Here is a 22,528-nt window from a genome sequence, read left to right as displayed (position 1 = left end):
GGAGAGAAATGGTGGAGTCGATCGCACGCGTGCGACACATCCGCGTCACCCCCCAGAAGGCTCGCCGTGTCGTGAACCTGATCCGCGGGAAGCAGGCGGAGGAGGCCCTGGCCATCCTCAAGTTCGCCCCGCAGGGTGCGTCCGAGCCCGTCTACAAGCTCGTCGCCTCGGCGATGGCCAACGCTCGCGTCAAGGCCGATGCCTCGAACGAGTACCTCGACGACCAGGACCTGTTCGTGTCCCGCGCCTTCGTCGATGAGGGAACCACCCTCAAGCGATTCCAGCCCCGTGCTCAGGGTCGTGCCTTCCGCATCAACAAGCGCACCAGCCACATCACCGTCGTGCTGGCCACTCCTGAGGAGGGGACCAAGTAATGGGTCAGAAAGTAAACCCCTACGGTTTCCGTCTGGGAATCACCACCGACCACGTGTCGCGCTGGTTCTCCGACAGCACCAAGAAGGGCCAGCGGTACAGCGACTTCCTCGCTGAGGACGTCAAGATCCGCCGGCTCCTCGCCACGCAGCTCGACCGCGCGGGCGTCGCCCGCATCGAGATCGAGCGCACCCGCGACCGCGTCCGCGTCGACATCCACACCGCCCGCCCGGGCATCGTGATCGGTCGCCGCGGCGCCGAGGCCGAGCGCATCCGCGCCGACCTCGAGAAGCTCACCGCCAAGCAGATCCAGCTGAACATCCTCGAGGTGAAGAACCCCGAGGCCGAGGCTCAGCTGGTCGCGCAGGGCATCGCCGAGCAGCTCTCCGCCCGCGTGGCCTTCCGCCGCGCGATGCGCAAGGGTCTGCAGGGCGCGCAGCGCGCCGGCGCCAAGGGCGTCCGCATCCAGGTCTCCGGCCGCCTCGGCGGCGCCGAGATGAGCCGCTCGGAGTTCTACCGCGAGGGACGCGTGCCGCTGCACACCCTCCGCGCGAACATCGACTACGGCTTCTACGAGGCGAAGACCACCTTCGGCCGCATCGGCGTGAAGGTCTGGATCTACAAGGGCGACATCACCAACAAGGAGCTCGCGCGGGAGCAGGCGAACAGCAAGTCGTCGCGCCCCGAGCGCAGCGACCGTCCGCGTCGCGCCCCCCGCCAGCAGAGCGAGGCGCCCGTCGCAGCAGGAGTTGAGGCATAACCATGTTGATTCCGCGTCGAGTCAAGCACCGCAAGCAGCACCACCCGGGCCGTTCCGGCCAGGCCACCGGTGGCACCAAGGTGTCGTTCGGTGAGTTCGGCATCCAGGCCCTCACCCCGGCCTACGTGACCAACCGTCAGATCGAGTCCGCTCGTATCGCCATGACGCGCCACATCAAGCGCGGCGGAAAGGTGTGGATCAACATCTACCCCGACCGCCCGCTGACCAAGAAGCCCGCCGAGACCCGCATGGGTTCCGGCAAGGGCTCGCCGGAGTGGTGGGTCGCGAACGTCAAGCCGGGCCGCGTCCTCTTCGAGGTCGCCGGCGTCGACGAGCAGCTCGCTCGCGAGGCCATGACCCGTGCCATCCACAAGCTGCCCCTCAAGGCACGCATCATCAAGCGCGAGGAGGGAGACGCATAATGGCGATCGGATCCAAGGAGCTCGTTCCCACCGAGCTCGACACCTTCGAGGACGAGCGTCTCGTCACGGAGCTGAAGAAGGCCAAGGAGGAGCTGTTCAACCTCCGCTTCCAGTCGGCCACCGGCCAGTTGGACACCAACGGCCGCCTGCGTGCCGTCAAGCGCGACATCGCCCGCATCTACACGGTCATCCGTGAGCGCGAGCTGGGCATTCGCGCCACCCCCGCACCCGTCGAGGCCCCGGCCAAGGCGGAGAAGAAGCCGAAGACCAAGAAGGCCGCCAAGGCCGAGGTCGAGGCGACCGAGTCGAACGAGGAGGCCAAGTAATGGCAACCGTCACTGACAGCGCCGGCCACGAGTCGGCCGCCCACGACGTCAAGGAGGCGGGCGCTCGCGGTTACCGCAAGACCCGTCGCGGCTACGTCACCAGCGACAAGATGGACAAGACCATCGTCGTCGAGGTCGAGGACCGGGTGAAGCACCCGCTGTACGGCAAGGTCATCCGCCGCACGTCCAAGGTCAAGGTCCACGACGAGCTGAACTCCGCCGGCATCGGCGACTCCGTCGTCATCAGCGAGACCCGTCCCCTCAGCGCCACCAAGCGCTGGCGCCTGGTCGAGATCCTCGAGAAGGCCAAGTAGGCCGCGGCCCGCTTGAGTTAGCAGGAGAGACACATGCTTCAGCAAGAATCCCGAGTCAAGGTCGCCGACAACACCGGCGCCAAGATGCTCCTCACCATCCGCGTCCTCGGTGGCTCCGGCCGCCGCTACGCCGGCCTCGGTGACATCATCGTCGCGACCGTCAAGGACGCGATCCCCGGCGGAAACGTCAAGAAGGGCGATGTGGTCAAGGCCGTCATCGTCCGGACCATCAAGCAGACCCGTCGTCCCGACGGCTCGTACATCAAGTTCGACGAGAACGCCGCCGTGATCCTGAAGAACGACGGGGACCCCCGCGGCACCCGCATCTTCGGACCGGTCGGTCGCGAGCTCCGCGACAAGAAGTTCATGAAGATCGTCTCGCTGGCACCGGAGGTTATCTAGTCATGGCCAAGATCAAGAAGGGTGACCTCGTGCAGGTCATCTCGGGCGCGACCCAGGCCCGCGGCGGAGACCGCGGCAAGCAGGGCAAGGTTCTCGAGGTCCTGGTCGAGAAGAACCGCGTCGTCGTCGAGGGCGTGAACTTCGTCAAGAAGCACAACCGCGTCGGCCAGTCGCAGCGCGGCTCGAAGGAGGGCGGCATCGAGACCATCGAGGCCCCGCTCCACATCTCGAACGTCGCGATCGTCGACCCGAAGACCAAGAAGCCGACCCGGGTCGGCCACCGCAACGTGGCCGTCACCAAGGACGGCGTGACCAAGACCGTTCGCGTGCGCTACGCGAAGGCGTCGGGTGAGGAACTGTAATGACTGACACCACCGCAGTGGCTGCGAAGGTTCAGCCGCGGCTCAAGGCCAAGTACCAGGCCGACATCATCCCCGCTCTCAAGGAGCAGTTCGGCTTCTCGAACATCCACCAGGTCCCCGGCCTGGTCAAGGTGGTCGTGAACACCGGAGTCGGTGAGGCTGCCCGCGACGGCAAGATCATCGACGGCGCCGTCAAGGACCTCACCGCGATCACGGGCCAGAAGCCCCTGGTCACGAAGGCCCGCAAGTCCATCGCGCAGTTCAAGCTGCGCGAGGGCCAGGCCATCGGCGCGCACGTCACCCTTCGCGGTGACCGCGCGTGGGAGTTCCTGGACCGCCTGCTCTCGGTGGCGCTGCCGCGCATCCGCGACTTCCGCGGTCTCTCGGACCGCCAGTTCGACGGCAACGGCAACTACACCTTCGGCATCACGGAGCAGTCGATCTTCCACGAGATCGACCAGGACCGCATCGACCGCGTCCGCGGCTTCGACGTGACCGTGGTCACCACCGCGAAGACCGACGACGAGGGTCGCGCGCTGCTCAAGCAGCTCGGCTTCCCGTTCAAGTCGGCGGACAACGCGTAGCACGACCTCCGAGGCCGGAGGGCGGATCACCCGCCCTCCGGCCTCGCTGTGCACCCGCGCACCGGTGCCCCGCACCGGTGCCGCTGCACCTCAGAGCTCCGATCCGTCTCCGGGCGGATCGGCCAGTCGGCCCTCGACCGCCGGCCTCCAGCCGTGTACCATGGCTCGTTGGCCTGCGCTCGCGCGGCCGCATGGGCGTCGACGTCGTCGGCGCCGTCCCACACCACAGGTCGTCACTCTTGTAAAGGGTGCCGAAACCAGGCGAGAAAGGCACCATCAGCCATGACCATGACTGATCCGGTCGCAGATCTGCTGACCAGAATCCGCAACGCGAACTCCGCGCACCACGACTCCATCGCCCTCCCCGGCTCGAAGCTCAAGGCGAACATCGCCGAGATCCTCAAGCGCGAGGGCTACATCTCCGACTGGAAGGTCGAGGAGGCGCGCGTCGGCACGACGCTCTCCATCTCCCTCAAGTACGGACCGAACCGCGAGCGCTCCATCGCCGGCATCAAGCGCGTCTCGAAGCCGGGACTGCGCGTCTACGCGAAGTCGACCGAGATCCCCACCGTCCTCGGTGGCCTCGGCGTCGCCATCCTGTCCACGTCGAGCGGTCTGCTGACCGACCGTCAGGCCGAGAAGAAGGGCGTGGGTGGGGAGATCCTCGCCTACGTGTGGTAACCCCATGTCGCGAATCGGAAGACTCCCCATCGAGATCCCGGCGGGCGTCGACGTCTCCGTCGCCGGATCCGTCGTCACCGTCAAGGGCCCCAAGGGCGAGCTGACCGTCCCGGTCGCCAGCCCCATCCAGGTCGCCGTCGAAGGCGGCCAGGTCCTGGTGTCCCGCCCCGACGACGAGCGCGAGTCGCGCTCGCTCCACGGCCTCACCCGGACGCTCATCGCGAACGACATCGTCGGTGTCACGCAGGGCTACTCCAAGGGCCTCGAGGTCGTCGGAACCGGTTACCGCGTGCTGGTGAAGGGCTCGGACATCGAGTTCGCCCTCGGCTTCTCGCACCCGGTCGTCGTCACCCCTCCCGCGGGCATCTCGTTCACGGTCGAGGGCAACAACAAGGTCACCGTGCACGGCATCTCCAAGCAGGCCGTCGGCGAAGTGGCCGCCAACATTCGTAAGATCCGCAAGCCCGAGCCCTACAAGGGCAAGGGCGTGCGCTACGCCGGCGAGGTCGTTCGCCGCAAGGCCGGAAAGAGCGGTAAGTGATCATGGGACTCGGAACCAGAGGAAAGAGCAAGTCCGCTGCGCGCGGTCGTCGTCACGACCGTCTGCGCAAGAAGGTCGTCGGCTCCGCCGAGCGCCCCCGTCTCGTCGTCAACCGATCGGCCCGTCACGTCTTCGTGCAGATCGTCGACGACGCGCAGGGTCGCACCCTCGCGTCCGCGTCGACCCTCGAGGCCGACCTCCGCGTGTTCGACGGTGACAAGACCGCCAAGGCCCGCCGGGTCGGCGAGCTTCTCGCCGAGCGCGCGAAGACCGCAGGAGTCGAGGCGGTCGTCTTCGACCGCGGAGGCAACAAGTACGCCGGTCGCGTCGCCGCGATCGCCGATGGAGCACGAGAGGCAGGGCTCAACCTGTGACCGCCGCAGAGAGCAAGGAACCCGAGGTCGCCGCCGTGTCGGAGGCCCCCGTCGAGACCGCTGCGTCCACGCAGCCCCAGCAGGAGGCTCGCGAGCCCCGTCGTGGCGGCCGTGACCGCAACCAGGGTGGCCGCGACCGCGGTGGCCGCGACTCCGAGAAGAGCCAGTTCCTCGAGCGCGTCGTGACCATCAACCGCGTGTCGAAGGTCGTCAAGGGCGGTCGTCGCTTCAGCTTCACCGCGCTCGTCGTCGTCGGCGACGGCAACGGGCTCGTCGGAGTCGGCTACGGCAAGGCCCGCGAGGTCCCCACCGCCATCTCCAAGGGCGTCGAGGAGGCGAAGAAGAACTTCTTCCGCGTCCCCCGCGTCGCGTCGACCATCCCGCACCCCGTCCAGGGTGAGGCCGCTGCCGGTGTGGTGCTCCTGCGCCCCGCCGCCGCGGGTACCGGTGTCATCGCCGGCGGTCCCGTCCGCGCCGTGCTCGAGTGCGCCGGCATCCACGACGTCCTGAGCAAGTCGCTCGGCTCGTCGAACACCATCAACATCGTCCACGCGACGGTGACGGCCCTGCAGCAGCTCGAGGAGCCGCGCGCCGTCGCAGCTCGTCGCGGGCTCGACTTCGACCAGGTCGCGCCGCCCCGGCTCGTCCGTGCCGAGGCCGACGCCCTCGCCGCCGCGTCCAAGTCGAAGGCAGGTGCCTGATGGCCCAGCTCAAGGTGACCCAGATCAAGTCGAAGGTCAGCGAGAAGCAGTACCAGCGCGACACGCTGCGCTCGCTCGGCCTCAGGAAGATCGGTCAGAGCGTCGTCCGCGAGGACAACTCTCAGAACCGCGGATACGTGAAGACCGTCGCCCACCTGGTGAAGGTCGAGGAGATTGACTAATGGCTGAGAAGAACCAGGCCGTCGCGGAGTCCACGACTCCCGAGCAGGCCTCGACCAAGGAGCACGTGCTCAAGGTCCACCACCTCCGTCCCGCAGTCGGCGCCAAGAAGGCGAAGACTCGCGTCGGTCGCGGTGAGGGATCCAAGGGAAAGACCGCGGGTCGCGGCACCAAGGGCACCAAGGCCCGCTACCAGGTGCGCGTCGGCTTCGAGGGTGGGCAGATGCCGCTGCACATGCGCACCCCGAAGCTCCGCGGCTTCAAGAACCCGTTCCGCGTCGAGTACCAGGTCGTGAACCTGTCCGCTCTCGCGGAGCTCTACCCTCAGGGCGGCGACGTCACCATCAGCGACCTGGTCGCGAAGGGTGCCGTTCGCAAGAACGAGAAGGTCAAGGTTCTCGGCGACGGGGACATTGCGGTTACGCTGAACGTCGCGGTCGACAAGGTCTCCAGCTCTGCCGAGCAGAAGATCGTCGCCGCGGGCGGATCCATCAAGTAGCACCAGCAGCTTGTCGGTCGGGCTTGCCACGACGACTCCCCACGGGAACACCACCCCTGGAGAGCGCGTGGCAAGCTCGACCTGTATCCCGCACCCAGAACTGAGCAGGAGACCCTAGGTAGTGTTTGGCGCCGTAGCGCGGATCTTCCGCACCCCCGACCTCCGCCGCAAGATCGGCTTCACCCTCGCGATCGTGGCGATCTTCCGGCTGGGATCCTTCATCCCTGCTCCGTTCGTCGACTTCGAGGCCGTCCAGGCCTGCCTCGCCGGCAACCAGGGCACCTCCGGTCTGTACGAGCTCGTGAACCTCTTCAGCGGTGGAGCCCTGCTCCAGCTGTCGATCTTCGCGCTCGGCATCATGCCGTACATCACGGCGTCGATCATCGTGCAGCTCCTGCGCGTGGTCATCCCGCACTTCGAGACCCTCTACAAGGAGGGCCAGTCGGGCCAGGGCCGTCTGACGCAGTACACCCGCTATCTCACGATCGCGCTGGGCGTCCTGCAGTCGACCACCCTCATCACCGTCGCCCGCTCGGGCGCGCTGTTCGGCAACTCCGGTGTCCCGGAGTGCTCGGCGCTCATCATCACGGACGAGTGGTACTCCATCCTCCTCATGGTCATCACCATGACGGCGGGCACCGGCATCATCATGTGGATGGGCGAGCTCATCACCGAGCGCGGCATCGGCAACGGCATGTCGCTGCTCATCTTCACCTCGATCGCCGCCCAGTTCCCCACCTCGCTCTGGTCGATCGCGCAGTCGCGCGGCTTCGAGACCTTCCTGCTCGTCCTCGCCGTGGGCCTCGTCCTCGTCGTCGCGGTCGTCTTCGTCGAGCAGTCGCAGCGACGGATCCCCGTGCAGTACGCCAAGCGGATGGTCGGGCGCAGAACGTACGGCGGCAACAACACGTACATCCCGATCAAGGTCAACATGGCCGGCGTCGTCCCCGTCATCTTCGCCTCGTCGCTGCTCTACCTGCCCGCGCTCATCGCGCAGTTCAACCAGCCCGCGGCCGGCCAGGAGGCTCCGTTCTGGGTCACTTGGATCACGAACTACCTGACGCAGGGCGACCACCCGCTCTACATGGCGCTGTACTTCCTGCTGATCGTCGGCTTCACCTACTTCTACGTCGCGATCACCTTCAACCCCGACGAGGTCGCCGACAACATGAAGCGCTACGGCGGCTTCATCCCCGGCATCCGCGCGGGGCGCCCGACGGCCGAGTACCTGAACTACGTGCTGACCCGCGTGACGCTGCCGGGCTCGATCTACCTCGGTCTCATCGCCCTGGTGCCGCTCGTCGCCCTCGCGCTCGTCGGCGCCAACCAGAACTTCCCGTTCGGCGGCACGTCCATCCTGATCATCGTCGGAGTCGGCCTCGAGACGGTGAAGCAGATCGACTCCCAGCTGCAGCAGCGCCACTACGAAGGGCTCCTCCGATGACCTCGACCCCGGTCGGCTTCCGTCTGCTGCTGATCGGCCCTCCGGGTGCCGGCAAGGGGACCCAGGCCGCTCGGCTCAGCGAGGTCCTGAAGGTCCCCGCGATCTCCACGGGCGACATCTTCCGCGCCAACGTGGCGAACGAGACCGAGCTCGGCCTGCAGGCCAAGTCCTACCTCGACGCGGGGCGCTACGTCCCCGACGAGCTGACCAACGCGATCGTGCACGACCGGCTGCAGGAGGCCGACGTCTCGACGGGCTTCCTGCTCGACGGCTACCCGCGGACGACGGAGCAGGTCGACGAGCTCGACCGGATCGTCGCGGCCGACGGCAACCGGCTCGACGCGGTCGTGCAGCTGACCGCCGACCCCGACGAGGTGGTCCAGCGCCTGCTCAAGCGCTCCGCGGAGCAGGGTCGCAGCGACGACACGGAGGAGGTCATCCGGCACCGGCTCGCCCTCTACGAGGAGCAGACCGCGCCGCTGATCGACATCTACGCCGCGCGCGGACTCGTGATCGTCGTCGACGGGCTCGGCCCGGTCGACGAGGTCACCGACCGCATCGTGGTCGCGCTCGAGGGCCACCGGGTCGGCCGCCTGGTCGGCGACTCGCCGGCCGCCTGACCCGTGGCACTGCGCTCCTCCCTCTACAAGACGCCGGCCCAGCTGCGATCGATGATCGCGCCGGGGCTGGCGACCGCCGCCTCCCTCGACGCGGTGCGGGCCGCGATCCGACCCGGGATCAGCACGCTCGAGCTCGACGCGATCGCCGAGGCCGCGATCGTGGCACTCGGCGGTCACTCGAACTTCCAGCTCGTGCCCGGCTATCGGCACACGATCTGCGCGTCGGTGAACGACGAGGTGGTGCACGGGATCCCCGGTGGCCGCCTGCTCGAGCCCGGCGACATCGTCTCGATCGACAGCGGCGCCGAGATCGACGGCTGGAACGGCGACTCGGCGATGACGATCGTGCTGCCGGACGCGGACCGTCCGGACGAGGTCGCCCTGCGGACGGAGCTGTCCCGCGTCACCGAGGGCTCGCTCTGGCGGGGCATCGCGGCCCTGGCGTCCGCGCGGCATCTCAACGAGGTGGGCGCGGCGATCGAGGAGTACATCGAGGACGAGGCGGTGGCCTCGGGCCGTGTCTACGGCATCCTCACCGACTACATCGGCCACGGCATCGGCCGCACGATGCACGAGGCGCCGCCGGTCTTCAACTACCGCGTGCGCCAGCGCGGACCGGAGGTGAAGCCCGGCCTCGTCGTCGCGATCGAGCCGATGGTCACGGCCGGCAGCGCCGAGACCGTGGTCCGCGAGGACGAGTGGACCGTCGCTACGATCGACGGCAGCATGTCCGCGCACTGGGAGCACTCGGTGGCGGTGCACCGCGACGGGATCTGGGTGACGACGCTCGCCGACGGCGGAGCCGCCGGGCTCGCGGCGTACGGGGTCGTGCCGACGCCTATCGCGTAGGCGCGGCGTACGGAGGGTCCGCGTGTCTGCGACGGTGGATCTCGATACGCCCGCTGCGCGGGCTACTCGATCAGCATGAGCGCGCGAGTGCGCCGATGCATGGTGGTCGAGTAGCCGCGCAGCGGCGCATCGAGACCCGTGTCAGCTGTCGATGACGCGGACGAGCTCTTCAATGAAGCCGCCGAAGTCGGTGGAACGGCGGATCAGGCGCTGCACCTCCGCGCGATCGGCGAACACCTCGACGAACTGGTCGAACACCGACTGGAAGCTGCTGCGCCCGGCGGCGGCGAAGGCGATCATCGCGATGACGTTCACCCGCTGCTCGCCCCACGCCATCGGCACGTCGTTGACGACGATCGCGATCGCCGTGCGCCGTGCGCTCATCGCCATCGCGTGCGGCACGGCGAGATTGTCGGTGAAGGCGGTCGAGCTCATCCGCTCCCGCTCGATCGCCCCGTCGACGTAGTCCTCGTCGATGATGCCGTCGGCGATCATCCGCTCGCCGAGGCGCCGGATCATCGCCGGCTCGTCGCGCGCGTGCTCGTTCCGGAAGAACAGCGACTCGTCGAAGAACTGCAGCAGCTCGTCCTTGATCCGCGCCCGGCGGCGGTGCCGGCGCACGCGGGCGATCGCGCGCCGGACGGCCTCCACGTCGTTGTCGGTGAGGAACGGCTGCACGACGACGACCGCGTCCGAGGCCGGGCGCTCGTCGATGGTGGTGATCACCAGGTCTGCGGTGAGGCGGTCCCAGTCGACGTCGCTGCGGGTGATCAGCGACCGCACCTCGACCTCGGTGCCGAGCGAGCGCTCGACCCGCAGGCGCAGCATGTGCGCGAGGTCGTAGTAGTTGGGGCAGACGATGACGCAGGACAGCCGCTCCTCGCGTCGCGAGACCCGCTCGAGGAACGAGCCGACGTGCAGGGCGATGTAAGCGATCTCGTCCTCGTTGACGGTGATGCCGCGCAGCCGCTGGAGTCCGCTCGCCAGGAAGACGGCGATCTCGTACGTCATCGGGAAGCTCGTCTTGATCGAGCGGGTGAGCGGGTTCCGCGAGTAGCCGCCCTCCGCGGCCCGCGCGACGAGGTTCCGCACGTGCAGCGCGAGGCGCACGATGAAGCCCTCGTCGTCGAGGTCCACGAGGTACGCCTCGTTCACGTCCGCGACCAGCGCGCGCACCACCGCGACGTCCTCCGGATCGAGGTAGTTCTCGACGACGGCGGCGACCGGCTCGTTCTGGCCGGGCGTCGCCACCCGCGTGGTCATCAGGATCGCCAGCTGGGCGAGCTCGGCGTCGGTCAGCCGGGTGGCGAAGTGGCGCTCGACGAGCTCGGCGAGCAGGGCGGCGAGCTCGCCGTGGACCGCGGGGGAGGGGCGGGCGCCGGACGGGTCGCCGATGCCCCGCGACACCCGGTCGACAGCGATGGCGATGTGCAGCAGCACGCTGTTCACGCCGTAGTCGTTGATGTAGTAGCCGCGCTGCTCGAGCTCGGCCAGGAGCTCCGTCTTGAAGGCGCCGAGACCGGGAGAGGCGAACTCGCGCTGCACGTCGTCGAGCGTGAAGACGCCCTGGGCGCTCTCGTCGCGGAACATGCGCGAGATCAGGCGCCGCCGCGCCTCCTCGCTGCCCTCGAGCCGCACGGTGGCGCCGCGGCGGGCGAGCGCGAGTCCGGCCTCGTCCGCGAGAGCCTTCACGCGGCGCAGATCGGCGTCGATGGTCGATTCGCTGACGGAGAGCGTCTCGGCGAGGACGGCGGAGTCGAGTCCGTCGTCGGAGTCGACCAGGCGCCGGACGATGCTGTACAGCCGGTCCCGCGGAGTGTCCGGCTCCACGTCGCGGACGCGCTGGCTCTCGAGGAACGCCGTGTAGGCGTCGCGCGCGAGCCGGTAGCCGTTCGCCGACGACTCGACGGGCTCGAGCGGCGCGGCCTGGGCCTTGACCGCGGTCACGTAGCTGCGGACGCTGCGGGTGGTGACCCCCAGCCGGTCGGCCAGCTCGTGCGCGGTCACCCAGCCGTCGGCGCGGGAGAGGTACTCCAGCAGTCGTTCGCGGTTGTCAGGCATCGGTCTTCCAGTCAACCATCTCCGGCTCGACGGGGGCGGACCCGCGCCGAACCGCCTGGGAGCGCTCTTCCGCCCCCGCGGAAGATTGGCTGGCGGACGGGACGCGCGGCCCCCGAGATGCTTGGATGAGGCAAGACCCGGACGCGAGGAGGCGAACGAGGTGCGCACGATCCTGATCGTCTGCGGTGCAGGCGCGTCGAGCACGTTCCTGGCCCATCGGCTGCGAGCGGGCGCGAAGCAGCGCGGCATCGACGCCGTCTTCCGATCCGAGACCCTGACGGGTCTCGCGGACGCCCTGCCCTCGGCGGACGTCCTCCTGGTCGGACCGCATCTCGAGCCGCAGTTCGACGAGCTCCGCCAGCGCGCGGTGCACGTCGGTGCCGCGACAGCCCTCCTCCCGCACGACGTCTTCGGAGCGCACGGTGCCGATGCCGTGCTCGACACCCTTCCCGTCCTCTTCGCCGCTCGCGCGGTCGTCGCAGGGACGGACGGGGACGCTCCACCGCCCGCACCGGGTCTCGAGCCCGGCGCCGGGAACCACTGACGCAGTTCCGACTGCAGGATCAAGGAGAAACGTTCATGGTCGAGCGCACCGTGCAGGTTGCATCGTCGAAGGGCCTCCACGCCCGCCCCGCCTCGCTCTTCAGCCAGGCCGCGGCGAAGTCGGGTCAGAAGGTCCTGGTGAAGAAGGGCGAGGGCACCGCGGTGAACGCGGCCTCCATCCTCGGCATCATCTCGCTCGGCATCGAGCACGGCGACTCGCTCACCCTCTCCGTCGAGGGCGACAACGAGCAGGCCGTCCTCGACGAGCTGGCCGAGTTCCTCGGCACCGACCACGACGCCTGAGCCCCACCGCACTCTCACCGACGAGACGCACGACAGGAACCGGGAACCCATGACGCTGTCCACTCCTTCCACCGCCTACGCCTCCGCGAAGCTCCAGGGCACCGGAGTCGGCCGCGGCCTGGCCCTCGGGCCGGTCCTGCGCATGCCCGACCCGCTCCCCGAGCCCGAGGACACCGCCAGCACCCGCACCGTCGCCCAGGAGGAGGAGCGCGCCGTCGCGTCGCTCTCCGCCACCGCCGCGACGATCCGCCACCGCGGTGACCGGGCCGGCGGCTCGGCGAAGGACGTGCTCGACGCGCAGGCGCTGATGGCCGAGGACCCATCGCTCGCGGACGACGTCAAGACGCGGCTCGCCTCCGGCAAGACCGCCGAGCGCGCCGTGCACGAGGCGTTCGCCGGCTTCCGCGACCTGCTGGTCGCGATGGGCGGCTACATGGCCGAGCGGGCGACCGACCTCGACGACGTGTCGCAGCGGGTCGTCGCGCACCTGCGCGGTGTGCCGGCCCCCGGCGTCCCCGAGTCGGACGAGCCGTTCGTGCTCGTCGCCCGCGACCTCGCGCCCGCCGACACCGCGCTGCTCGACCTCGACAAGGTGCTCGGCCTGATCACCAGCGACGGCGGACCGACCTCGCACACGGCGATCCTCGCCCGGGAGAAGTCGATCACCGCCATCGTCGGCACGACCGGCGCGCTCGACCTGCGCGACGGCCAGCTCGTCATCCTCGACGCGACCTCCGGCGTCGTGACGGTGAACCCGTCCGACGTCGAGATCGGCGACGCGAAGTCGTCCATCGCGGCCCGCGCCGAGATGCTCGCCGCCCCCGTCGTCCCCGGCGCTCTCGCCGACGGGCACGCGGTGCCGCTCCTGGCGAACCTCGGCTCGGCCGACGGCGCAGCGAACGCCGTCGAGCTCGGAGCGGAGGGCGTGGGCCTGTTCCGCACAGAGTTCCTCTTCCTCGACGCGAAGGAGGCGCCCTCGGTCGCCGAGCAGGCCGAGCAGTACACCCGCCTCCTCGCCGCCTTCCCCGGCCGCAAGGTCGTGGTGCGCGCGCTCGACGCCGGTGCCGACAAGCCGCTGGCCTTCCTCAACGACGATCACGAGGAGAACCCCGCGCTGGGACTCCGCGGCCTGCGCGCCCTCCGGGCGAGCGAGCAGATCCTCCGCGATCAGCTCACCGCGCTCGCCCAGGCCGACGCGGCGACCGACGCCGACCTCTGGGTCATGGCGCCGATGGTCGCCACGGTCGACGAGACCCGGTACTTCACAGCCATGGCCAAGGAGCTCGGGATCCGCACCGCCGGCGTGATGGTCGAGGTCCCCTCCTCCGCGCTGCTGGCCGACCGGATCCTCGGAGTCGCCGACTTCGCCTCCATCGGCACCAACGACCTGACTCAGTACACCCTCGCCGCCGACCGGATGCTCGGCACCGTGTCGGCGTTCCAGGACCCGTGGCACCCCGCCGTCCTCCGCCTCGTCGGCGAGGTCGGCCGCGCGGGTGCCGCTCTGGGCAAGCCCGTCGGCATCTGCGGCGAGGCCGCCGCGGATCCGCTGCTCGCCGTGGTCCTCGTGGGCCTCGGCGCGACGACCCTCTCGATGTCGCCGTCGGCCCTGGCCGACGTCCGCGCCGAGCTGGCCGAGCACACCCTCGAGGACGCGAAGCGCTACGCCGAGCTCGCCCTCGCGGCCGACAGCGCGGCGGACGCCCGGTCCGCCGTCACCGAGGCGATCGCCGCCTCCTGAGACCGGGGGTCGCGCGGCCGCATCCGCGCGATCCTCCCCAGCACCACCCCCCGCACCACCCGGCACCGCCCCCGCACCACCCGAACCACCCCGTCACGACCCGCCCCGCGGGAGCCCGGCCGCCTCAGGAGCGACCGGATCTCCCACCCTCAGAATCGGAGAACACACCACATGACAACGACGTCAGCGACGTCGACGCGCGGAGGCACGCGCGTCCACGTCCAGCGCTTCGGCACCTTCCTCTCGGGGATGGTCATGCCGAACATCGCGGCCTTCATCGCGTGGGGTCTCATCACCTCGCTCTTCATCGCCGCGGGCTGGCTGCCCAACGGCATCCTCGGCGGTTTCGGCGACGCGGCCCAGATCGGCTGGGAGGGTGCTCGCACCCAGCTCGCCGCCGGCGAGGACGGCGCGACCTTCCAGCAGTACGTCGGTCTCGTCGCCCCGATGATCACCTACCTGCTGCCGCTGCTCATCGCGAACACCGGTGGCCGCATGGTCTACGGCCAGCGCGGTGGCGTGGTCGCCTCGATCGCCACCATGGGCGTCATCGTCGGCGCCACCATCCCGATGTTCCTCGGCGCCATGATCATCGGCCCGCTCGCCGCGTGGCTGATGAAGAAGGTCGACTCGATCTGGGACGGCAAGATCAAGCCCGGCTTCGAGATGCTGGTCAACAACTTCTCCGCCGGAATCCTGGGCATGCTGCTCTCGCTCGGCGCGTTCTTCGGCATCGCCCCGATCATCTCGTTCCTCACCCGGATCCTCGGCGACGGCGTCGACCTCCTGGTCAACGCGGGCCTGCTGCCGCTGACCTCGATCTTCATCGAGCCGGCGAAGATCCTCTTCCTCAACAACGCCATCAACCAGGGCGTCCTCACCCCGCTCGGCACCGTCATGGCGCAGGAGCAGGGCAAGTCGTACCTGTTCCTGCTCGAGGCCAACCCCGGCCCCGGCATGGGCGTGCTGCTCGCCTTCGCGATCTTCGGCGTGGGCATCGCCCGCGGCTCCGCCCCCGGCGCCGCGCTGATCCACTTCGTCGGCGGCATCCACGAGATCTACTTCCCCTACGTCCTGATGAAGCCCGCCCTGATCGCGGCCGTCATCCTCGGCGGCATGACCGGTGTCGCGACCAACGTCGCGTTCGACTCCGGACTCGTCGCCCCGGCCTCCCCGGGATCGATCATCGCGGTGCTCCTGCAGACCTCGCGCGACAGCTACCTCGGCGTGATCCTCTCGGTCCTGCTCTCGATGGCCGTGTCGTTCCTCGTCGCCTCGTTCATCATCCGCGGCAGCCGCAAGCGCGACCTCGACGCGATGGCCGCCGGTGACGACCAGCTCGCCGCCGCGGTCGCCGCCAACTCGTCGAACAAGGGCAAGGAGAGCGCCGTCGGCTCGCTCCTCAACGCGAGCGGCGCCTCCAACCAGGACGGCGCCTCGGCGACCGCCACCGCCACCCAGGTGCGCAACATCGTCTTCGCCTGCGACGCCGGAATGGGATCGTCCGCCATGGGCGCCTCCGTCCTGCGCAACAAGATGAAGAAGGCGGGCTTCGAGGACGTCACGGTCACCAACAAGGCGATCGCGGCCCTCGAGGACGACGTCGACCTGGTCATCACCCAGGCCGAGCTGACCGAGCGGGCGCGCCAGCGCACGCCGGGCGCGATCCACGTCTCCGTCGACAACTTCATGAACAGCCCGAAGTACGACGAGGTCGTCTCGCTCGTCGCGGAGCAGCACGGCAAGTAATCGGAAAGACCTCTGAGGGAACCCGTAGGGTGCGACGTGGCGGAGACGCTCCGCTCGCCCTGCGGGTTCCCTCACTCGTTCACCACTCCACGGAAAGGACGCACGCCATGAGCGATGTGCTCACCATCGGACAGATCAACGCCTCCGGCACCGCCACCTCGAAGGAGGCCGCCATCAAGGAGGCCGCGGACATGCTGGTCGGCGTCGGCGCCGTCACGCCCGCGTACCACGAGGCGATGCTCGCCCGCGAGGCGACCGTCTCCACCTACATGGGCAACCTGCTCGCCATCCCGCACGGCACGAACGACGCGAAGGACGAGATCCGCTCGTCCGCGCTGTCCTTCGTCCGCTACGCCCAGCCGATCGACTGGGACGGCAACGAGGTGCGCTTCGTCGTCGGCATCGCCGGCGTCAACAACGAGCACCTCGAGATCCTCTCGAAGATCGCGATCATCTTCTCCGAGGAGGACGAGGTCCAGAAGCTCCTCGACGCCCCGGACGCGCAGTCGCTCTACGCGCTGCTGGGCGAGGTCAACTCCTGATGCCCACCGCCGTCCACTTCGGCGCCGGCAACATCGGCCGCGGCTTCGTCGGGCTGATCCTGCACGGGGCCGGCTACGAGCTCGTCTTCGCCGACGTCAACGCGGCGCTGATCGACCAGCTCGCCGCCGCCGACAGCTACGAGGTGCACGAGGTGGGGGAGTCCTCGGCGACCCACGTCGTCGACGGCTTCCGCGCGATCAACTCCGGCAGTGACGAGGAGGCGCTCGTCCGCGAGATCGCCGCCGCCGACATCGTCACCACCGCGGTGGGTCCGAACATCCTGCGCTTCGTCGCCCCGGTCATCGCGAAGGGCCTCGCGGCCCGCGCGGAGTCGGCGCCCCGGCTCGCGGTGATGGCCTGCGAGAACGCGATCAACGCGACCCGCCTGCTGCAGACCGAGGTCGCCGCGAGCCTCGGCTCGGACGAGTGGAAGCGCCTGCGCACCCGCGCCGTCTTCGCCGACACCGCGGTCGACCGCATCGTCCCGAACCAGGCCGCCGGCCAGGGGCTCGACGTGACGGTCGAGAGCTTCTTCGAGTGGGTCGTCGACCGCACGCCCTTCGAGGGCTCCGAGCCCGAGATCCCCGGCGCGACCTGGGTCGACGACCTCGAGCCGTTCATCGAGCGCAAGCTCTTCACGGTGAACACCGGGCACGCCACCGCGGCGTACGTCGGCTTCGCGGCCGGCGCGCACAAGCTCTCGGACGCCCTGGCGCTGCCCGAGGTGCACGACGCGGTGAAGGCCGCGCTCGAGGACACCAAGACGCTCATCGTCGAGAAGCACGGCTTCAGCGACGCGGAGCAGGAGGCCTACCTCCAGAAGACGCTGAAGCGCTTCGCCAACCCGGGACTGACCGACACGGTCGACCGGGTGGGGCGCCAGCCGCTGCGCAAGCTCTCGCGGCACGAGCGCTTCATCGGTCCGGCGGCCGAGCTGGCCGAGCGCGGGCACGTCCCGACCGGGCTGCTCACGGCGATCGGCGCGGCCCTGCGCTTCGACGTGCCGGAGGACCCGCAGAGCGTCGAGCTGAAGGAGAAGCTGGCGGCCCTGTCGCCGGAGGACTTCGTCGCCGAGGTGACCGGGCTCGGCGCGGACCACCCGCTGTTCGAGCAGGTCGTCGCGGTCGTCCGCGGCTGATCCTCCGCGAGTCGACCCCCTGAGGGCGGGATCGGATGCTCCGGCATCCGGCCCGCCCTTCGGCGTTCCCGGGGCGCCGGCCGGGCGGGGTCCCGCGGGGTCCTGCTAGAAGAGGCGCCAGCGGGTCAACGGCCAGGCGACCGCGAAGACGCGGCCGACGACGCGCTCGATCGGCACGGTCTTGACGCACGAGTCGATCGGTCCGGGTGCTCCGCGGCAGTCGCCGAGCGAGTCGTTGGAGTTGGAGCGGTGGTCGCCGAGGACGAAGAGCGTGTCCTCCGGCACGGTGTACTCCGCGAAGCAGCGGACGGAGGCGGGCTGCGAGTCGCAGTCCTGCGTGCCGGGGACGAACGGGAAGTCCTCGAAGACGTAGTCGCCCTCGAGCGGCTGCCCGTCCACCAGCACGCGGCCCTCCGCGTCGCAGCAGGAGACGGTCTGGCCGCCGGTCGCGATGACGCGCTTCACGAGGAACTCCTCGTGCGACGGGCCGATGCTCGTGACGTCGCCGAAGTACTTCACGGCCTCGGAGAGCGGATTCCCGGTGACGTCGGTGGCGCCCCAGCGGGCGTCGCGGGAGAAGACGACGATCTGCTCCGACTCGGGCTCGCCGTGCAGCGCCGCCGTGCGGTCGACCAGGATGCGGTCGCCGAAGAAGCCGCCGCCCTGCAGCGTGGTCTCCATCGAGCCGGTGGGCACCGTGTACACCTTCACGAAGAAGGTCTGGACGAGCGCGATCACGACGATCGCGACGAGCACGGTCACCAGGGGGTGCGAGTACCAGCTCCGCCGGCCCCTCGTTCCGCCGTCCGTCGTCTTCTCTGTGCGCGCCATCCGCGGTCCCTTCGACGTGGGAGAGCCTAGGCGGAGGCCGCTTCGCCCGCCGCCCGCGCCGCGACCCGGTGGCGCTCCGCGGCGAGCGGCGGGACCCGAGCGGAGGCGACACGCCCGGGCTGGCGGAGAAGGGGTGATTCGCGTAGTATCGACCCTTGGTGTTTGCGCGTGCTCCGGCACGCCCGCGCACCGCCTTCCGGGCTCCGCCCGGGGGGAGGATCGTCGCGGAAGCATTCGCACGACCAGTACACACACTACTTCCGAACGACAGTGAGGCTATGGCCAAAAAAGACGGTGTCATCGAAATCGAAGGTGCGGTTGTCGAGGCGCTCCCCAACGCGATGTTCCGCGTGGAGCTGACCAACGGACACAAGGTTCTCGCCCACATCTCGGGCAAGATGCGTCAGCACTACATCCGCATCCTCCCGGAGGACCGCGTGATCGTGGAGCTGAGCCCCTACGACCTGACCCGCGGCCGGATCGTCTACCGCTACAAGTAGACGTTCGCTCCGCCCAGTTCGCGACGTGCGTGTCCTGTAAGGAACGGCCCCGGCATCCGCCGGGAGCACGACGCCAGCGAAAACAAGGAACAGAACAATGAAGGTCAACCCCAGCGTCAAGCGCATCTGCGACCACTGCAAGATCATCCGCCGCCACGGCAACGTGATGGTCATCTGCAGCAGCAACCCCCGCCACAAGCAGCGTCAGGGCTAGTCCTCCGGGACTCCCGGCGCTCCTGCGAGGAGCGCGGGCGGGAAACCGCCCAGCACGGCAACACACCACCCCGCAACGTCAGAAATCGCGCAGCACCCCGGGTCTCCCGGGGTGAACGGCGAGGACACCTTCGGTCGGAGGCCGAGGCACCGACGTTGCTTCACACCTCCACTCACTCACAGGAGAAGCCACCATGGCACGTCTGGCAGGAGTAGACATCCCGCGCGAGAAGCGCGTGGAGGTCGCACTGACCTACATCTACGGAGTCGGCCGCACCAGCGCGCTGAAGACGCTGAGCGACACGGGGATCGACGGCAACATCCGCGTCAAGGACCTCACCGACGACCAGCTCGTCGCGCTCCGCGACTACATCGAGGGCAACTACAAGGTGGAGGGAGACCTCCGCCGCGAGGTCGCCGCCGACATCCGCCGCAAGGTCGAGATCGGCTCGTACGAGGGCATCCGCCACCGTCGCGGCCTCCCGGTCCGTGGACAGCGCACCAAGACGAACGCTCGCACCCGCAAGGGCCCGAAGCGCACCGTCGCCGGCAAGAAGAAGGCCGGCCGCAAGTAACGCGGGCGACACGGACCTAGAGGAGATAACAAGTGGCTACCCCCAAGTCGGCCGCGCGCAAGCCGCGCCGCAAGGAGAAGAAGAACATCGCTGTGGGCCAGGCCCACATCAAGTCGACGTTCAACAACACCATCGTGTCGATCACCGACCCCGCCGGGGCCGTCATCAGCTGGGCCTCGTCCGGTGGAGTCGGCTTCAAGGGCTCGCGCAAGTCGACGCCGTTCGCCGCCCAGCTCGCCGCCGAGTCGGCCGCGCGCCAGGCGCAGGAGCACGGCATGAAGAAGGTCGACGTCTTCGTGAAGGGCCCGGGCTCGGGTCGCGAGACCGCGATCCGCTCGCTCCAGGCCGCAGGCCTCGAGGTCGGCTCGATCAACGACGTCACCCCGCAGGCGCACAACGGCTGCCGCCCGCCGAAGCGCCGTCGCGTCTAACGCAGCACTCGCAGCCGTCGGTCGGCCGCACGGAGCACCCCCGGGTGCGGCGTGGGGCCGACCGGCGGATCGCGCATTTCTTTCACAACTTCAGACTCGCAAACGCACGTGTCATATAGCGGACACGTGATCGAAAGGAATCAACAGTGCTTATCGCACAGCGTCCGACGCTCACCGAGGAGAACATCTCGGAGTTCCGTTCCCGCTTCGTCATCGAGCCCCTCGAGCCCGGCTTCGGCTACACGCTCGGCAACTCGCTGCGTCGCACCCTGCTGTCCTCCATCCCCGGCGCCGCTGTCACCAGCATCCGGATCGACGGAGTGCTGCACGAGTTCACGACCGTCCCGGGCGTCCGCGAGGACGTCACCGAGATCATCCTGAACATCAAGGGACTCGTCGTCTCCTCCGAGCACGACGAGCCGATCACCGCCTACCTGCGCAAGCAGGGCGCCGGCCAGGTCACCGCCGCCGACATCTCGGCTCCGGCCGGTGTCGAGATCCACAACCCGGACCTCGTCATCGCGACCCTGAACGACAAGGCGAAGTTCGAGCTCGAGCTCACCATCGAGCGCGGCCGCGGCTACGTCTCGGCGACCCAGAACCGCAGCGAGTTCTCCGAGGCCGGCCAGATCCCGGTCGACTCGATCTACTCGCCCGTGCTCAAGGTCACCTACCGCGTCGAGGCCACCCGTGCCGGCGAGCGCACCGACTTCGACCGCCTGGTCGTCGACGTGGAGTCGAAGCCGGCCATCACGCCGCGCGACGCCATCGCGTCCGCCGGTCGCACGCTCACCGAGCTCTTCGGACTCGCGCGCGAGCTGAACAACGCGGCCGAGGGCATCGAGATCGGCCCCGCGCCGGTCGACGCCGTCCTCTCGACCGAGCTGTCCATGCCCATCGAGGACCTCGACCTCTCGGTGCGCAGCTACAACTGCCTCAAGCGCGAGGGCATCAACAACGTCAACGAGCTCGTCGCCCTCTCGGAGACGCAGCTCATGAACATCCGCAACTTCGGTCAGAAGTCGGTGGATGAGGTCAAGGAGAAGCTGACGGAGCTGGGCCTGTCGCTGAAGGACTCGGTCCCCGGGTTCGACGGCGCCCACTTCTACAGCTACGACGACGAGAGCATCTAGGTCTCCCGCTCCGGCGTTCGACCTTCTGACACCCCTTTAGTACTGGAGTAAAGCCATGCCCAAGCCCACGAAGGGCCCCCGCCTCGGAGGCGGTCCCGCACACGAGCGTCTGCTGCTCGCGAACCTGGCCGCGGCCCTGTTCACGCACAAGAGCATCAAGACGACCGAGACCAAGGCCAAGCGCCTGCGCCCCCTCGCCGAGCGTCTGGTGACGTTCGCGAAGCGCGGCGACCTGCACGCCCGCCGCCGCGTCCTCGCGACCATCGGCGACAAGAGCGTCGTGCACGAGCTCTTCACCGAGATCGCGCCGCTCGTCGCCGAGCGTGAGGGCGGCTACACCCGCATCACGAAGATCGGCCCCCGCAAGGGCGACAACGCGCCCATGGCGGTCATCGAGCTCGTCCTCGAGCCCGTGACCCCGAAGGTCAAGAAGTCGCGCACCTCCGCCGCTCCCGTCTCGGCTCCGGTCGAGGACGAGACCGTCGAGACCGCGCCGACCGAGGACGCCACCGTCGAGGAGGCGCCCGTCGCCGACACGACCGAGGCCGACGCCACCGTCCAGGACGCTCCCGTCGAGGACGCCCCGGTCGAGGGAACCAGCACCACCAAGTAGTCCCGCGCACTCGTCGAGAGCCCTCCGCCCCCACCGGGACGGGGGGCTCTCGTCGTTTCCGCGTGTCGCGGAACGTCGCTTACGATGGCGGAATCGTCCGACGCCCGGACGGGTCGTGGCCGGTTCGCCGGCACCCTCGCCGGCGTCGTCCAGCAGGAGGTGTCCCGTCCGCTCGCACCACCCGGTCCTCCTCCTCGCCGCGGTCACCCTGCTCGCGGGATGCTCCTCCACCCCCGTCGTCGACGTGCCGGCGTCCGCGGTCTCCGCCTCGCCGAGCGCCGCCGTCGCCCCCTCGCCGACCGCGACCGCCACGGTCGCTCCCTCCGCGGGGCCGGAGCTCGACTGCGCGGCGGCCCTGCCCGCGGCGGTCGTCGAGACCGGCGTCGGCCTGCCCGCGGAGACGGCGACGCTGGTGCAGAGCGGGGACTCCTGCTCCTACGGCATCGCCGGCAACCCGGCCGCCGTGGTCGTGACGGTCGGGCCCGCACGGCTCGCCGAGACGTTCCAGGGCGCGGGGGAGGCGGTCGGCGCCGTCCCCGTACCGCTCGGCGAGGCCGCGTACCGGATCCAGGGGTCGGCCACCGCGCCGTCCGAGCTCGCCGTGCTGGCGGGCGGATACGAGCTCCGCGTCGAGTCGTTCGTCGGCGACCAGGACCTGCTCGCGGAGTGGGCCGTCGCGGTCCTCGACTCGCTCGGCGTGCGCCTCTCCGCAGGCTGACCGGA

The 22,528-nt window shown here is 69.3% G+C and carries 32 protein-coding genes; 30 read left to right on the top strand and 2 right to left on the bottom strand.

The features are described 5' to 3' along the window. Nucleotides 1–8 precede the first annotated feature (8 nt). The 17 genes from rplV to map all read left to right on the top strand — a co-directional run bounded on the left by rplV (nucleotide 9) and on the right by map (nucleotide 9,431). The gene (gene rplV / locus HQQ82_RS06425) at nucleotides 9–374 is read left to right on the top strand and encodes a 50S ribosomal protein L22 (RefSeq protein ID WP_123445044.1); all 366 of its coding nucleotides are present in this window, start codon (nucleotides 9–11) and stop codon (nucleotides 372–374) included. Further along, complete coding sequence (gene rpsC, locus HQQ82_RS06420; RefSeq protein ID WP_056037327.1) at nucleotides 374–1,132, top strand: 30S ribosomal protein S3; 759 nt, start codon at nucleotides 374–376, stop codon at nucleotides 1,130–1,132. Before rplV ends, rpsC begins: the two co-directional genes overlap by 1 nt. Before the next feature lie 2 nt (nucleotides 1,133–1,134). Next, nucleotides 1,135–1,554 carry a 50S ribosomal protein L16 gene (gene rplP, locus HQQ82_RS06415; protein WP_068209436.1) on the top strand — a complete coding sequence of 140 codons (420 nt, stop codon included), beginning with the start codon at nucleotides 1,135–1,137 and terminating at the stop codon, nucleotides 1,552–1,554. Continuing rightward, entirely contained in the window at nucleotides 1,554–1,880 is a 327-nt protein-coding gene (rpmC, locus tag HQQ82_RS06410; protein WP_056037322.1) for a 50S ribosomal protein L29, read from the top strand. Before rplP ends, rpmC begins: the two co-directional genes overlap by 1 nt. Next, the gene (gene rpsQ, locus HQQ82_RS06405; RefSeq protein WP_173232141.1) at nucleotides 1,880–2,194 is read left to right on the top strand and encodes a 30S ribosomal protein S17; all 315 of its coding nucleotides are present in this window, start codon (nucleotides 1,880–1,882) and stop codon (nucleotides 2,192–2,194) included. The genes rpmC and rpsQ overlap by 1 nt, the downstream gene beginning before the upstream one ends. Before the next feature lie 33 nt (nucleotides 2,195–2,227). Beyond that, entirely contained in the window at nucleotides 2,228–2,596 is a 369-nt protein-coding gene (rplN, locus tag HQQ82_RS06400; protein WP_056037314.1) for a 50S ribosomal protein L14, read from the top strand. Nucleotides 2,597–2,598: 2 nt separating this feature from the next. After that, nucleotides 2,599–2,958, top strand: a complete 360-nt coding sequence (rplX, locus tag HQQ82_RS06395) for a 50S ribosomal protein L24 (protein ID WP_159985807.1) — start codon at nucleotides 2,599–2,601, stop codon at nucleotides 2,956–2,958. After that, entirely contained in the window at nucleotides 2,958–3,542 is a 585-nt protein-coding gene (gene rplE, locus HQQ82_RS06390; RefSeq protein WP_173232140.1) for a 50S ribosomal protein L5, read from the top strand. Before rplX ends, rplE begins: the two co-directional genes overlap by 1 nt. Before the next feature lie 282 nt (nucleotides 3,543–3,824). Continuing rightward, the gene (rpsH, locus tag HQQ82_RS06385; protein WP_123445051.1) at nucleotides 3,825–4,223 is read left to right on the top strand and encodes a 30S ribosomal protein S8; all 399 of its coding nucleotides are present in this window, start codon (nucleotides 3,825–3,827) and stop codon (nucleotides 4,221–4,223) included. A 4-nt stretch (nucleotides 4,224–4,227) separates the two neighbouring features. Beyond that, entirely contained in the window at nucleotides 4,228–4,764 is a 537-nt protein-coding gene (rplF, locus tag HQQ82_RS06380; protein ID WP_173232139.1) for a 50S ribosomal protein L6, read from the top strand. 2 nt (nucleotides 4,765–4,766) lie between these two features. Beyond that, complete coding sequence (rplR, locus tag HQQ82_RS06375) at nucleotides 4,767–5,138, top strand: 50S ribosomal protein L18 (RefSeq protein ID WP_173232366.1); 372 nt, start codon at nucleotides 4,767–4,769, stop codon at nucleotides 5,136–5,138. A 35-nt stretch (nucleotides 5,139–5,173) separates the two neighbouring features. Beyond that, nucleotides 5,174–5,839, top strand: a complete 666-nt coding sequence (gene rpsE / locus HQQ82_RS06370) for a 30S ribosomal protein S5 (protein WP_173232367.1) — start codon at nucleotides 5,174–5,176, stop codon at nucleotides 5,837–5,839. Further along, complete coding sequence (gene rpmD, locus HQQ82_RS06365) at nucleotides 5,839–6,021, top strand: 50S ribosomal protein L30 (RefSeq protein ID WP_173232138.1); 183 nt, start codon at nucleotides 5,839–5,841, stop codon at nucleotides 6,019–6,021. Before rpsE ends, rpmD begins: the two co-directional genes overlap by 1 nt. Beyond that, nucleotides 6,021–6,518 (top strand): 50S ribosomal protein L15, encoded by a 498-nt coding sequence (gene rplO / locus HQQ82_RS06360; protein ID WP_160087630.1) that lies wholly within the window; start codon nucleotides 6,021–6,023, stop codon nucleotides 6,516–6,518. The genes rpmD and rplO overlap by 1 nt, the downstream gene beginning before the upstream one ends. A 121-nt stretch (nucleotides 6,519–6,639) precedes the next feature. After that, entirely contained in the window at nucleotides 6,640–7,962 is a 1,323-nt protein-coding gene (gene secY / locus HQQ82_RS06355; protein ID WP_173232137.1) for a preprotein translocase subunit SecY, read from the top strand. Next, nucleotides 7,959–8,582 (top strand): adenylate kinase, encoded by a 624-nt coding sequence (locus tag HQQ82_RS06350; RefSeq protein ID WP_173232136.1) that lies wholly within the window; start codon nucleotides 7,959–7,961, stop codon nucleotides 8,580–8,582. Before secY ends, HQQ82_RS06350 begins: the two co-directional genes overlap by 4 nt. Nucleotides 8,583–8,585: 3 nt before the next feature. Continuing rightward, nucleotides 8,586–9,431 carry a type I methionyl aminopeptidase gene (map, locus tag HQQ82_RS06345; protein ID WP_173232135.1) on the top strand — a complete coding sequence of 282 codons (846 nt, stop codon included), beginning with the start codon at nucleotides 8,586–8,588 and terminating at the stop codon, nucleotides 9,429–9,431. Between the two features lie 141 nt (nucleotides 9,432–9,572). Here map and HQQ82_RS06340 read toward each other — a convergent pair whose 3' ends face one another. Then, the gene (locus HQQ82_RS06340) at nucleotides 9,573–11,492 is read right to left on the bottom strand and encodes a transcription antiterminator (protein ID WP_173232134.1); all 1,920 of its coding nucleotides are present in this window, start codon (nucleotides 11,490–11,492) and stop codon (nucleotides 9,573–9,575) included. A gap of 160 nt (nucleotides 11,493–11,652) precedes the next feature. Between HQQ82_RS06340 and HQQ82_RS06335 the strand changes: the two genes are divergently transcribed. From HQQ82_RS06335 to HQQ82_RS06310, 6 genes are all read left to right on the top strand, one after another. Then, on the top strand, nucleotides 11,653–12,036 hold the full coding sequence (locus tag HQQ82_RS06335; protein WP_173232133.1) for a PTS sugar transporter: 384 nt from the start codon (nucleotides 11,653–11,655) through the stop codon (nucleotides 12,034–12,036). Nucleotides 12,037–12,071: 35 nt separating this feature from the next. Continuing rightward, nucleotides 12,072–12,338 (top strand): HPr family phosphocarrier protein, encoded by a 267-nt coding sequence (locus tag HQQ82_RS06330; RefSeq protein ID WP_173232132.1) that lies wholly within the window; start codon nucleotides 12,072–12,074, stop codon nucleotides 12,336–12,338. Nucleotides 12,339–12,387: 49 nt separating this feature from the next. Continuing rightward, nucleotides 12,388–14,079 (top strand): phosphoenolpyruvate--protein phosphotransferase, encoded by a 1,692-nt coding sequence (ptsP, locus tag HQQ82_RS06325; RefSeq protein WP_173232131.1) that lies wholly within the window; start codon nucleotides 12,388–12,390, stop codon nucleotides 14,077–14,079. Between the two features lie 171 nt (nucleotides 14,080–14,250). Next, nucleotides 14,251–15,828 (top strand): PTS mannitol transporter subunit IICB, encoded by a 1,578-nt coding sequence (locus HQQ82_RS06320; protein WP_173232130.1) that lies wholly within the window; start codon nucleotides 14,251–14,253, stop codon nucleotides 15,826–15,828. A 107-nt stretch (nucleotides 15,829–15,935) separates the two neighbouring features. Beyond that, on the top strand, nucleotides 15,936–16,370 hold the full coding sequence (locus tag HQQ82_RS06315) for a PTS sugar transporter subunit IIA (protein ID WP_173232129.1): 435 nt from the start codon (nucleotides 15,936–15,938) through the stop codon (nucleotides 16,368–16,370). Further along, the gene (locus tag HQQ82_RS06310; protein ID WP_173232128.1) at nucleotides 16,370–17,509 is read left to right on the top strand and encodes a mannitol-1-phosphate 5-dehydrogenase; all 1,140 of its coding nucleotides are present in this window, start codon (nucleotides 16,370–16,372) and stop codon (nucleotides 17,507–17,509) included. The genes HQQ82_RS06315 and HQQ82_RS06310 overlap by 1 nt, the downstream gene beginning before the upstream one ends. A gap of 105 nt (nucleotides 17,510–17,614) precedes the next feature. Here HQQ82_RS06310 and lepB read toward each other — a convergent pair whose 3' ends face one another. Beyond that, on the bottom strand, nucleotides 17,615–18,340 hold the full coding sequence (gene lepB, locus HQQ82_RS06305; protein ID WP_173232127.1) for a signal peptidase I: 726 nt from the start codon (nucleotides 18,338–18,340) through the stop codon (nucleotides 17,615–17,617). Between the two features lie 278 nt (nucleotides 18,341–18,618). On the opposite strand from lepB, the gene infA reads away from it, so the two are divergent. From infA to HQQ82_RS06270, 7 genes are all read left to right on the top strand, one after another. Further along, entirely contained in the window at nucleotides 18,619–18,840 is a 222-nt protein-coding gene (gene infA / locus HQQ82_RS06300) for a translation initiation factor IF-1 (RefSeq protein ID WP_022883252.1), read from the top strand. A gap of 97 nt (nucleotides 18,841–18,937) precedes the next feature. Then, nucleotides 18,938–19,054 (top strand): 50S ribosomal protein L36, encoded by a 117-nt coding sequence (rpmJ, locus tag HQQ82_RS06295; protein ID WP_055787164.1) that lies wholly within the window; start codon nucleotides 18,938–18,940, stop codon nucleotides 19,052–19,054. A 193-nt stretch (nucleotides 19,055–19,247) separates the two neighbouring features. Next, entirely contained in the window at nucleotides 19,248–19,628 is a 381-nt protein-coding gene (rpsM, locus tag HQQ82_RS06290; RefSeq protein ID WP_056037260.1) for a 30S ribosomal protein S13, read from the top strand. A gap of 32 nt (nucleotides 19,629–19,660) precedes the next feature. Further along, nucleotides 19,661–20,059, top strand: a complete 399-nt coding sequence (rpsK, locus tag HQQ82_RS06285) for a 30S ribosomal protein S11 (RefSeq protein WP_056037257.1) — start codon at nucleotides 19,661–19,663, stop codon at nucleotides 20,057–20,059. Between the two features lie 146 nt (nucleotides 20,060–20,205). Further along, nucleotides 20,206–21,192 (top strand): DNA-directed RNA polymerase subunit alpha, encoded by a 987-nt coding sequence (locus HQQ82_RS06280; RefSeq protein ID WP_123445069.1) that lies wholly within the window; start codon nucleotides 20,206–20,208, stop codon nucleotides 21,190–21,192. 55 nt (nucleotides 21,193–21,247) lie between these two features. Beyond that, complete coding sequence (gene rplQ / locus HQQ82_RS06275; protein ID WP_173232126.1) at nucleotides 21,248–21,805, top strand: 50S ribosomal protein L17; 558 nt, start codon at nucleotides 21,248–21,250, stop codon at nucleotides 21,803–21,805. A gap of 115 nt (nucleotides 21,806–21,920) precedes the next feature. Beyond that, nucleotides 21,921–22,523 carry a hypothetical protein gene (locus HQQ82_RS06270; protein WP_173232125.1) on the top strand — a complete coding sequence of 201 codons (603 nt, stop codon included), beginning with the start codon at nucleotides 21,921–21,923 and terminating at the stop codon, nucleotides 22,521–22,523. Nucleotides 22,524–22,528 lie beyond the last annotated feature (5 nt).

The sequence above is a fragment of the Rathayibacter sp. VKM Ac-2856 genome, assembly GCF_013205055.1.
Taxonomy (GTDB): domain Bacteria; phylum Actinomycetota; class Actinomycetes; order Actinomycetales; family Microbacteriaceae; genus Rathayibacter.
Note: the sequence above shows the minus strand (reverse complement) of the source record. Positions and strands in the feature narration are given on the sequence as shown.